At 65.8% G+C, this 10807-nt stretch carries 12 protein-coding genes and 1 pseudogene; 2 read left to right on the top strand and 11 right to left on the bottom strand.

All coding sequences use genetic code 11. From position 1 onward, the window contains the following. Positions 1 to 814 (top strand): annotated as a pseudogene (locus PHAMO_RS19190) (IS3 family transposase); the annotation flags it as partial. Here the strand turns inward: PHAMO_RS19190 and PHAMO_RS17285 are convergent. The 11 genes from PHAMO_RS17285 to trbB form a co-directional block, all read right to left on the bottom strand. Next, a complete protein-coding gene (locus PHAMO_RS17285; protein WP_002731236.1) occupies positions 742 to 1608 on the bottom strand; it encodes a LysR family transcriptional regulator in 867 nt (288 codons plus the stop codon). The pseudogene PHAMO_RS19190 and the gene PHAMO_RS17285 sit on opposite strands and share 73 nt — an antisense overlap. Before the next feature lie 85 nt (positions 1609 to 1693). Then, entirely contained in the window at positions 1694 to 2011 is a 318-nt protein-coding gene (locus PHAMO_RS17290) for a DUF2274 domain-containing protein (RefSeq protein ID WP_002731238.1), read from the bottom strand. A 3-nt stretch (positions 2012 to 2014) separates the two neighbouring features. Beyond that, a complete protein-coding gene (locus tag PHAMO_RS17295) occupies positions 2015 to 3187 on the bottom strand; it encodes a TrbI/VirB10 family protein (RefSeq protein ID WP_002731239.1) in 1173 nt (390 codons plus the stop codon). Next, a complete protein-coding gene (locus PHAMO_RS20165; RefSeq protein WP_456085345.1) occupies positions 3184 to 3288 on the bottom strand; it encodes a hypothetical protein in 105 nt (34 codons plus the stop codon). The genes PHAMO_RS17295 and PHAMO_RS20165 overlap by 4 nt, the downstream gene beginning before the upstream one ends. Continuing rightward, complete coding sequence (trbF, locus tag PHAMO_RS17300; RefSeq protein WP_002731241.1) at positions 3239 to 3784, bottom strand: conjugal transfer protein TrbF; 546 nt, start codon at positions 3782 to 3784, stop codon at positions 3239 to 3241. The genes PHAMO_RS20165 and trbF overlap by 50 nt, the downstream gene beginning before the upstream one ends. A gap of 2 nt (positions 3785 to 3786) precedes the next feature. Next, the gene (gene trbL, locus PHAMO_RS17305) at positions 3787 to 5139 is read right to left on the bottom strand and encodes a P-type conjugative transfer protein TrbL (RefSeq protein ID WP_002731242.1); all 1353 of its coding nucleotides are present in this window, start codon (positions 5137 to 5139) and stop codon (positions 3787 to 3789) included. A gap of 7 nt (positions 5140 to 5146) precedes the next feature. Then, positions 5147 to 5911, bottom strand: a complete 765-nt coding sequence (trbJ, locus tag PHAMO_RS17310) for a P-type conjugative transfer protein TrbJ (protein ID WP_002731243.1) — start codon at positions 5909 to 5911, stop codon at positions 5147 to 5149. After that, the gene (gene trbE, locus PHAMO_RS17315) at positions 5908 to 8340 is read right to left on the bottom strand and encodes a conjugal transfer protein TrbE (protein WP_002731244.1); all 2433 of its coding nucleotides are present in this window, start codon (positions 8338 to 8340) and stop codon (positions 5908 to 5910) included. The genes trbJ and trbE overlap by 4 nt, the downstream gene beginning before the upstream one ends. Before the next feature lie 3 nt (positions 8341 to 8343). Next, positions 8344 to 8613 (bottom strand): VirB3 family type IV secretion system protein, encoded by a 270-nt coding sequence (locus tag PHAMO_RS17320; RefSeq protein WP_002731245.1) that lies wholly within the window; start codon positions 8611 to 8613, stop codon positions 8344 to 8346. Then, a complete protein-coding gene (locus PHAMO_RS17325; protein ID WP_002731246.1) occupies positions 8613 to 8945 on the bottom strand; it encodes a TrbC/VirB2 family protein in 333 nt (110 codons plus the stop codon). Before PHAMO_RS17325 ends, PHAMO_RS17320 begins: the two co-directional genes overlap by 1 nt. After that, on the bottom strand, positions 8942 to 9922 hold the full coding sequence (gene trbB, locus PHAMO_RS17330) for a P-type conjugative transfer ATPase TrbB (RefSeq protein WP_002731247.1): 981 nt from the start codon (positions 9920 to 9922) through the stop codon (positions 8942 to 8944). The genes PHAMO_RS17325 and trbB overlap by 4 nt, the downstream gene beginning before the upstream one ends. A 356-nt stretch (positions 9923 to 10278) precedes the next feature. Between trbB and PHAMO_RS17335 the strand changes: the two genes are divergently transcribed. Next, the coding region (locus tag PHAMO_RS17335; protein ID WP_235720887.1) for a tyrosine-type recombinase/integrase at positions 10279 to 10807 on the top strand (529 nt) is incomplete at its 3' end.

Below are 10807 nucleotides of genomic sequence, written 5' to 3' on the forward strand. Positions count from 1 at the left end.
CAGCGCCGGGAGATGGCCGAGACAGCTGTGGCGCGACGAGGGATCAGTATTGCGTTGGCGTGCCGGACGTTTGGGCTCAGCGAGACGTGCTATCGCTATAGCCCGAGGCTCTCCGACGAGAACGAGCAGATCGCCGACCTTTTGATCGGGCTGACCCAGGCCAGAAAGACCTGGGGGTTCGGCCTCTGCTTCCTGTATCTGCGCAATATCCAGGGGCATGACTGGAACCACAAACGGGTCTATCGGATTTATCGCGCGTTGGAACTGAACCTGCGCATCAAGCCCCGGAAGCCGGCTCAAACGCGACAAGCCCGACGAACTGGTGGTACCAGACGCCCCCAACCAGGTCTGGTCGATGGATTTCATGGCGGATCGTCTGGAGGATGGCAGGGCTTTCCGGCTTCTCAACGTGCTGGATGATTTCAATCGGGAGGGGCTCGGCATTGAAGTCGATTTTTCGCTGCCCGCAGAACGGGTTGTCCGGATGCTGAACCAAATTATCGAATGGCGCGGCAAGCCAGCGACAATTCGGGTCGACAACGGTCCCGAATATATCAGCGGCACGCTGATGAAATGGGCCGAGACGCGCGGCATCGGCCTCCAACACATCCAGCCCGGCAAGCCGCAGCAGAACGCCTATGTCGAGCGTTACAACCGGACGGTCCGGCATGAATGGCTGGGCCAGTTCCTCTTCGAAACCATCGCGGAGGTGCAGGATCAAGCGACAGAATGGCTCTGGACCTACAACAACGACCGCCCCAATATGGGCATCGGCGGCATCACACCCGCCCAGAAACTGAAATTGGCCGCCTGAGTTCTATGTCCAACCCCCGCTAAAAATGGGGGGATTACCGAGGCTCTCGCCTCGCCAATCACGGTCACGTCGGTACCGTTGGCGATGACCCGCATCACCGTATCCCGATAGACGGCCAGCAAGTCGGCTTTGAGCAGAAACCCGAATCCCGCGAGGCGTTCGGTCAGGTCGGCCAGGATTTCTGGTCCCGGCGGCAACTCGCTGAAAATGAAGTGACGGTCCCGCAGATCGTCCCATGTGACGATTTCCTGACCCGCAAGGGGATCATCCTGGGCCATCGCCGCAAATAGCCATTCTTCCCAGAGGCAACAGCTGTCGCATCCCTCCGCCTTTTCCGGATGGGGGAGAAAAGCAACGTCACGCTGGTGGTGTTGGAGGGCTGTCCGATGATCGGCCGTGCCACCTTCGCTATAGGTGATCCGGACATCGGGATAGGCCGCACAATAGATTTTTATCAGCATAGCCGGGAACGGGGCGGCCAGCGACGACAGAAGACCGACGCGGACGAAACCGTTCCGTCCTGTTCCTGCCGATCCGGCCTCGCGGATCGCCTGGCTGAGTTCCATGACCACCCGACGCGCCCGAACCAGGAACTGCTCGCCGGCGAAGGTGAGCGTCACCCCATTGGGGCGGCGGATGAACAGGCCGACGCCGATCTCATCCTCCAGATGCCGGATGCAGCGGCTGATCTTCGAAACCCGGATATCCATCGTTCCTGCCGCGCGGCGGAAGCTTCCGTGTTCGGCCACGGCGATCACATAGCGCAGATGCTGCAATTCGACCTTGTGCTCCATCGCGACAAGGGTTCTCCCGCGATCTTTCGATAAATTGCCCGCAGGATCGCAAGGATGTCGGCCCGCTGTCTGTGATGTGATGCAATCAATGTGAGAATGGTGGCGAATTCAATGACGCGGTTTGGCTGCTCTGGACGGGAGTTTCGTGATCGTTGCGAGTCCCAGCCCCTTGATGGGATGGATGGTCATCGCCCCGCCGCGCTTTGGCGAATTCCCGGTCCGTCGCCATAAAGCGTTGGATCATGGGGACGACCAGCTTGGCCGGTTCCGGCGTGGCCTGTCCGTTCACCCGGCCCATCGCTTCGGCATAAGCGGCAAGGTCGCGAAACACCGCCGCCGGCACCTCGATGGTCAGTTTGATCGGTTTATCGTCGGGGATGCTGGTCAGCTTCAACTTGGCCATGAATCAACCTCCGTAGGGGGAGAGGACCAGATCGCGAGTGACGATGACCCGGACCGGGAACCCGGGACGGATGGTCAAGGTCGGCTGGATGTTGAGCTGGCGGCGGATGATCTGCTGGCCGGTCTGGCTGATGCTGTTCGATGCGCCCTGGCGGATGGCCTGAGCGAGATTGTCCTCGCTGTTGCTGGTGCCGGCTTCGGCACCGACGCTGAGCAGGGTCGAGAGCACGGCCGCCTTGAATAACGAGCCCCAGTGGTAATCGACGTCGTCCTCCAGGCCGGCATAGCCTTCCGTGTCGGCTCCGGGTTGGCGTTCCAGCACGATCGACTTGCCGTCGGGCAGGATGAGGCGGGTCCAGACCAGCAGGACCCGGCTCTGCCCGAAGGCGACCGAGCTGTCGTACTGGCCGATCAGCCGCGCCCCCTGCGGGATAAGCAGAGTGCGGCCGGTCGGACTGTCGTAAACCGATTCCGTCACCTGGGCGGTGATCTGGCCGGGCAGGTCGGAGCGGATGCCGGTGATCAGGGCAGCCGCGATCACGGTGCCGGCTTGGATAATATAAGGTGAGGCAGGGGCGGCCAGCCGGTCGGGGGCGACGGTGCGGCGATCGACGCTGCCGTTGATGAATGCCGTCTTGCGGTCCTGCATGTTCTGAGCGGAACCGGCGTCGGCCGCCGGCAGGGCCGGAGCCGATGATGTCTCATCCGTGCGCGTTGCTGAGGCAGGGGCGGCCGCCTGACGTCCGGTCTGGGCGAACAGCCGGCTGACCCGGGCGGCCTCGGTCTCCTGGGCGAGGCGCTGCCCAGTCTGGTTGGGGCCTTGCCCCGGTACCGTCACCAGCTTTCCCTGGTTCTGGGCGTTGAGGATCGGCTTGCCGAGATCACCGGGCAGGGCAGGGCCGAGGGGCGGCGGCTTGGGCATGCCGGTGTAATCCTGCGGCAATCCGGCCAGGCCCTCGGCCGCCGGGCGGCTCTGCGTCCCCAGCAACTCCTGGGGCGATCCGGTGTTTTTATGGTTTTGCAGGCCGTATCCCAGCATGACGGCGATGGCCAGGGCGGAGACCCCGCCGAGGGTCATCAGCGCCTTGCGCGACAGCCGGGTCACGCGCGGCCGCTCGGCGTGCAGGCGCAGATTGGGCTCGGCTGCCAGCGGCGCAGGCGCTTCTTCCCTACTCATGACCTTGGCTTTCCGTCGGTGCGGGTGATGCGGATCCGTCGCGCGCTGTCGTCATCGCCCATGCGGAGTTCCGCCGCGGGGAACAACCGGTCGACGATCATATAGTTGCGGCGCACCCGATAATTGACTAGTTCCGAGCCGCCGGCCGACCTTGGCGAAGGGATCGTCGGCCCGGGCATAGTCATTGAGCGCCGCCGCGCCGGTGCTGTTGGTGAAGTCGTAGGCGCGCAGCCAGTTCACCCGCACGATGACGGGATCGGCCGGGATGCTGCGCACCTCCTCTATGAACCGGGCCAGATACCAGGCGATCTGTGGATCGGTGGGTTGGTAGTCGGTGGAGGCCGGAGCGACGGCCTGGGCCTCGCCCAGTTTGTCGATCTGCACCACCCAGGGGACCACGGTGCCGCGCGCCGAATGCCAGATCAGCCCGCCGGCGAGGCCGGCTGACATCAAGAGAGAGCCGAAGGCGATCAGCCGCCAATTCTTGGCCTGGACCCGGGCGGAGCCGATGCGCTCATCCCAGACCTGGGCGGCTTTCTGGTACGGGGTCTCTGGTTCGGGGGTGCGGCCGTAACGGACCGAGGATCGTTTGAACATCACTATCCCCTCTCGGACAGATCGACGGAGTGACCGCCGCCACCGCTGTCGCCGGAGCGGACGGCATGGGCGAGGGTGGTGACGCCATGGCTCATGGCCTGATGGCGGCGCATGCGCTGAGCCCAGGCCGGTGGAGATGACGCGCCGCCAGCGGCGGAGGCGGCACTTTCGGTGGAAGCGGCGACGGTGCCTTGGGTCGAACTGCCGCCGGTGGCGGAGAAGGCAGAGCGGGCTCCGCTCTGGAAGCGCTCCTTCACGCTGTCGGCGGCGCCGTTCATCGCTTTCTTGGCCGGGGACAGTGTGGCGGCGCTGGCCGCTTTACCGACACCCGCCAGCCCCGAGGCAATCCCGGCCAAGCCGGACTGGCCGGCCGCTCCGAGGCTGTAGGCAGTGGACGCGGCGCCGGCCATCCGGGCGGTTCCTTGAGCGGCGGCCGCGGTGGCGCGTCCGGCCCCCGCCAAGGCGGCTCCACCACCGGCGATGGCCGCGCCCGCACCGACCGCGGCACCGGCCACGGCCAGCCCGGTTCCCACGGCGGCCCCGGCGCCAAGCTGCGGCGCTCCGGACACCAGCCCGGTGGCGATGCCGGGACCGAAGATGCCGAGGCCCAGCAGGGCGAGGGAGGCCAAGACCACCGACAGCGCCTGCTCGATGGTGGGCTGGCTGGCACCGTAGCTGGTGGTGAACTGGCCGAACAGGCCGGTGCCGATGCCGACGATCACTGCCAGCACCATCACCTTGATGCCCGAGGCGACGATGTTGCCCAGCACCTTCTCGGCCAGGAAGGCGGTCTTGTTGAACAGGGCGAAGGGGATCAGCACGAAGCCGGCCAGCGTGGTCAGCTTGAACTCGATCAGGGTGACGAACATCTGGACCGCGAGGATGAAGAAGGCGATCAGCACGATCAGCCAGGACACCATCAGCACCGCGATCTGGACGAAGTTGGCGAAGAAGGCGGTGAAGCCCATCATCGTGCTGGCGGCGTCGAGCAACGGCTGACCGGCGTCCAACCCCACCTGGGCCAGCCGACCGGGGCGGAGGAACTCGGCCGTGCTGATCGACGAGCCGCCAGCCAGCAGACCGAGGCCGGCGAAGCTGGTGAACAGGATCTTGGCGAGGCCGTTGAAGTTGCCGATCACAAAGGCGAAGAAGCCGATATAAAGCGTCTTCTTGACCAGCCGCTGAAGGATGTCCTCGTCGCTGCCCCAGGCCCAGAACAAGGCGGCGAGCGTGATGTCGATCACGATCAAGGTGGACGACAAATAAGCGATCTCGTCCCTCAGCAGGCCGAAGCCGCTGTCGATGTAAGTGGTGAAGGTGTTGAGGAAGGTGTCGATGATTCCGACATTGCCCATGGCACCCTCACTGGCCGAACATCGTCACATCGTGGGGGACGTAGCCGCTGCGGGTGGAGAATTGCTGGTACTGCACTTGGCCTTGCGATTCGGCACTGGCGTTGCGGGCCTGCTCCAGGTCGTCGGCTCGGGCTTTGGCCGCCAGCAGGGACGTCAGGTCGGAGAGCTGCTGCGATTGCAGGGCGAGCAATTGGTTGCCGGCCTGGGCCGCCTGAAGGGCACCGCTGGCCGACTGGCTGGCCGAGACCAGGGACGACATGGCGGAACTGTTGGACGGGATGTTGCCGACCACGCCGGCCTGGGTCTTCAAGGAATCCTCGAAGGCGCCGACCGAGGTCCGCCAGCGATCTTTCGCGTTGGCGATCAGGGTGGTGTTGGACGACGATAGCGAGGCCGAACCGTAGGTGCCGGAGAACGCGGTTTCGACTTGCTGGACGTCGTAGGCGATGTGCTGGGCCTGGGCGATCAGCGTTTGGGTCCGCTGGACCGAGGATTCGAGCTGGGACAGGGTGGAGAGCGGCAGGTTCTCCAGATTCCTGGCCTGATTGACCAGCATCTGCGCCTCGTTGGTCAGGCTCTGGATCTGGTTGTTGATCTGCTGCAGCTCGCGCGCGGCGGTCAGGATGTTCTGGGAATAATTGGCGGCGTCGAACACCGCCCATTGCGCCCGGGTCGGCGGTGCCGCCAGCAACGCTACGATAAGAATTACCGGGGTTCGGGGCCTGAAGGCCCCGAGCGGGCGCGGGCGGCAGCCCGAGATGGTGCGATTCATGGAGACCCCTCCAGGTTGGTCAGGTCGGGGATGAGATCGGCCACCCAGTCGAGACGGCGTTCCCGCAGCCAGGCGGCGGCGAAATCCTCGCGACCATGCTCTGTCAGCACCCGCTCGATCGCCGCGTGATCGGTTTTGCCGGAGGCGGCGCAGAAGGCCAGGGCCACCGGTCCCAGGCCCAGCTCGAACAGTCGGTTGCCGCGCCGCGACTGGCAGTAATAGTCGCGCTTTGGCGTGGCGCGGGCGATGATCTCGATCTGGCGGTCGTTGAGGCCGAAACGGCGGTAAATCGCGGTGATCTGCGGCTCGATGGCTCGCTCGTTGGGCAGGAAAATGCGGGTCGGGCAGCTTTCGACGATGGCCGGGGCGATGGGGCTGTCGGCGATGTCGGACAGGGACTGGGTGGCGAAGATGACGCTCGCATTCTTCTTTCTGAGCGTCTTCAGCCATTCGCGGAGTTGCTGGGCGAAGGCGGGATCATCAAGGACCAGCCAGCCTTCGTCGATGATCAGCAGCGTCGGCCGGCCGTCGAGTCCCCCCTCAATGCGGTGGAACAGAGTGGTCAGCACAGCGGGCGCGGCGCCGGTGCCGATCAGTCCCTCGGTCTCGAAGGCTTGGACCGAAGATTCGCCCAGCCGCTCGGTTTCGGCGTCGAGCAGGCGGCCAAAGGCGCCGCCGATGCAATAGGGCTGGAGCGCCTGTTTCAGGGCAGCGGATTGCAGCAGCACGGCGAGGCCGGTGATGGTGCGCTCGTTGACGGGCGACGAGGCCAGGGACTCCAGCGCCGACCACAGATGCTGCTTGGCGGCGGCATCCACCGTCACCCCTTCCTTGCTGAGGATCCCCGCGACCCACTCCGCCGCCCAGGCCCGCTCGGCCGGAGCGTCGATCCGGGCCAGTGGCTGGAGGGAGACGGCGGCATCCTGCGACAGCCCGCCGCCGAGGTCGTGCCAATCGCCGCCCATGGCCAGCGCCGCGGCGCTGATCGAGCCGCCGAAATCGAAGGCGAAAATCTGATTGTTCCGATAGCGACGGAACTGCAACGCCATCAGCGCCAGCAGCACCGACTTGCCGGCGCCGGTGGGGCCGACGATCAGGGTGTGGCCGACATCGCCGACATGCAGGCAGAAGCGGAACGGGGTCGAGCCTTCGGTCTTGGCGAAAAACAGCGGCGGGGCCTGGAAATGCTCGTCCCGGGCCGGTCCGGCCCAGACCGCCGACAGCGGGATCATGTGGGCGAGGTTGAGCGTCGAGACCGGTGGCTGGCGGACATTGGCGTAGACATGCCCCGGCAACGAGCCCAGCCACGCCTCCACCGCATTCACGGATTCCGTCATGCCGGTAAAGTTTCGGCCCTGGATGACCTTCTCGACCATGCGCAACTTCTCGGCGGCCAGACCGGCATCCTCATCCCACACTGTGACGGTGGCGGTGAGATAGGCCTGTCCGACATCGTCGGCGCCCAGTTCCTGCAAGGCGGCGTCGGCATCGGCGGCCTTGTTGGCGGCATCGGAATCGACCAGAACCGAGGCCTCGTTGGTCATCACCTCCTTCAGGATGGCGGCGATCGATTTGCGCTTGGCGAACCACTGGCGGCGGATGCGGGAGAGCAGCTTCACCGCTTCGGTCTTGTCGAGCAGCAGCGCCCGGGTGGACCAGCGGTAGGGGAAGGCGAGGCGGTTGAGTTCGTCGAGGATGCCGGGATGGGTGGTGGTGGGGAACCCGACCACCGTCAGGGTGCGCAGATGGGCGTTGCCCAGCCGTGGCTCCAGCCCCCCGGTCAGCGGCTGATCGGCCAGCAGGGTGTCGAGATAGATCGGGATCTCGGGTACCCGGACCTTCTGCACTTTGGTGGAGACGGTCGAGTGCAAGTACGTCAGGGTCTCGCCATCGTCCAACCACGCCACCTCGGGCACGAAGCCTTCGACCAGGTGCAGAATCCGGTCGGTGCGGTCGATGAAGCCGCGCAGCAACTCCCACGGATCGATCCCGGTCTTGGACTTCCCCTCGTAGAGCCAGCCCTCGGCCCGGCTGACCTCCTCGGCTTGCGGCAGCCACAGGATGGTCAGGAAGTAGCGGCTCTCGAAGTGCACCCCGGCCTGCTCGAAGCCGTCCTGGCGTTCGAGATCGACCAGGGCGGATGCCGGGTCCGGGAACGCGCTCTCCGGGTAATCGGTGGCGGGCAGCCGGTCGGCCTCGACGAACAGCGCCCAACCGGAGCCCAGGCGGCGCAGCGCGTTGTTGACCCGGGCGGTGACGCCGACCAACTCGGCGGGGGTGGCGGACTCAAGGTCCGGCCCGCGGAACCGCGCCGTGCGCTGGAACGAACCGTCTTTGTTGAGCACCACCCCAGGGGCGACCAGCGCCGCCCAGGGCAGGAAATCGGCGAGGCCGGCCGGATGGGTGCGGTATTCGGCGAGGTTCAGCATCGGTCACGCTCGCAAATAGGCGGGGTAACGGAGATGGCGGCGGACCACCTCGACGAACTGGGCGTCATGCTTGGCGGCCCAGACGGCGGCGGCATGGCCCAGCAGCCACAGCACCAGTCCTGGAATCCACAGGCGCAGACCGAGCGCGATAGCGGCGGCCAGGGTGCCATTGGCGATGGCCACGGTGCGCGGCGCCCCGCCCAACAAGATCGGTTCGGTCAGCGCCCGGTGGACCGGGACGGAAAAGCCGTCGATGGGGTCGGCGCCCGCCATCACATCAGCACTCCGCCGCCGAACGAGAAGAACGACAGGAAAAACGAGCTGGCGGCGAAGGCGATCGACAGGCCGAAGACGATCTGGATCAGCTTGCGGAATCCGCCCGAGGTCTCGCCGAACGCCAGGGTCAGGCCGGTCACGGTGATGATGATCACCGAGATGATCTTGGCCACCGGCCCTTGGACGGATTCGAGGATCTGCTCCAGCGGCGTCTCCCATGGCATCGACGAGCCGGAGGCATACGCGGCCGGAGCCAGGGCCAGGATCAGGACGGTGATGGCGCCGAATGTCGCCAGATGACGGCGAACACGAAGAGCGAATCGGGTCATGGGGCTTCTCCGGGGAACGTGGCGGGGATGATTCGGTAATCGCCGCTGGCGGGATCAAGGCCGGCGATTTCGGCCAGTTCGGCGAGGCGGCGCTCGTGGCCCCGGCCGGCCAGGACCGCGACGACGTTGATGGTCTCGGCGATCAGGGCACGGGGGACGGTGATCACCGCCTCCTGGATGAGCTGTTCGAGGCGGCGCACCGCGCCGAGCGCGGAGCCGGCATGGATGGTGCCGATGCCGCCGGGATGTCCGGTGCCCCAGGCCTTGAGCAAATCGAGGGCCTCGGCGCCCCGCACCTCGCCGATAGGAATGCGGTCGGGCCGCAGACGAAGGGAGGAGCGGACCAGATCGGACAGCGAGGCGATGCCATCCTTGGTGCGCAGCGCGACCAGATTGGGCGTTCGGCATTGCAGCTCGCGGGTGTCCTCGATCAGCACCACGCGGTCGGTGGTCTTGGCGATTTCGGCCAGCAGGGCGTTGGTCAGCGTGGTCTTGCCGGTCGAGGTGCCGCCGGCCACCAGGATATTGCGGCGGTCAGCCACGGCCTGGTGCAGCAAAGTCGCCTGCTCCGCCGACATGATGCCGGCGACGACGTAGTCGTCGAGGGTGAACACCGCCACCGCCGGTTTGCGAATCGCGAAAGCGGGCGCGGCGACCACCGGCGGCAGCAGGCCCTCGAAGCGCTCCCCGGTCTCGGGGAGTTCGGCGGAAACGCGCGGGCTGTTGGCGTGAACTTCGGCGCCGACATGATGCGCCACCAGCCGGACGATCCGCTCGCCGTCGGCGGGCGACAGAGTGGCGCCGGTATCCGCGAGCCCGCCCGACAGCCGATCCACCCACAGCCGGCCATCGGGGTTGAGCATCACCTCGACGACGGTGGGGTCTTCCAGGAAGGCGGCGATGGCCGGTCCCAATGCGGTGCGCAGCATGCGCGCACTGCGGACGAAGGCTTCGGACCGGGCGGCGGCTGGTGCCATGATCATCCCCGTTCAGGGCCGATCCCTTCCTGCGGGACCAGCGACGAGGATCATTAGAAGAAGCAGAAATTATCCTGCCGCAACAAGCTCATGGGCGTAGTAGGGCCATGGCGTGCAAGGACAGGGGATCGGCGGACTCGATGAACCCAGCACGGTCATACCCGCCTGCCTTGGGCCGGCGGGGGTGCTTGCGTCGAGGTCTTTCTATGGCAAAATTGGGCCGATGAACGAACCCGCTGCGCGGGATTGGTGCTCGTTCTTGATGGGCCTATTGAGCCTGAAGTGTAGCGCTTTGGTTGAGTGACGCCCGGCATTGGCCGAGCATTTTGGCTCCTTCCTTCGATGTGAGGAGCCATATGATGACCGTTCCTATTCCGTCCACCCCGATCAGCCCATTGCGTCAGCGCATGATCGAAGACATGAACATGCGCCGGTTTTCGCAAGACACCCAGCGCGACTACATCCGCGATGTTGGACGCTTTGCCACGTTTCTGGGGCGCTCGCCCGGCACGGCCACGGCGGAGGATATCCGCCAGTTCCAGGTGGACCAGCAAGAGTCCGGCGTGCCGGTGCCGACGATGAACAGCATTGTTTCGGCGCTCCGGTTCTTGTTTACGCACACGCTCGACCGGCCGGATCTGGCGCGCAGACTGGTGCGCATCCACCATCCGCGCAAGCTGCCGATGGTCTTGAGCCGGGACGAGGTCGCCCGCCTGTTGAATGCAACCACCTGCCTCAAGCACCAGGCGGCCTTGTCGGTCGCCTATGGCGCCGGCCTGCGCGTCGGCGAGGTGGCGGCCCTCAAGGTCCGCGATATCGACAGCGAACGCATGCTGATCCGGGTCGAAGCGGCCCAGGCGGCGGAGATCGTCAAGCGGGTCGGCC

The organism is Magnetospirillum molischianum DSM 120 (assembly GCF_000294655.1).
Lineage (GTDB): Bacteria > Pseudomonadota > Alphaproteobacteria > Rhodospirillales > Magnetospirillaceae > Phaeospirillum > Phaeospirillum molischianum.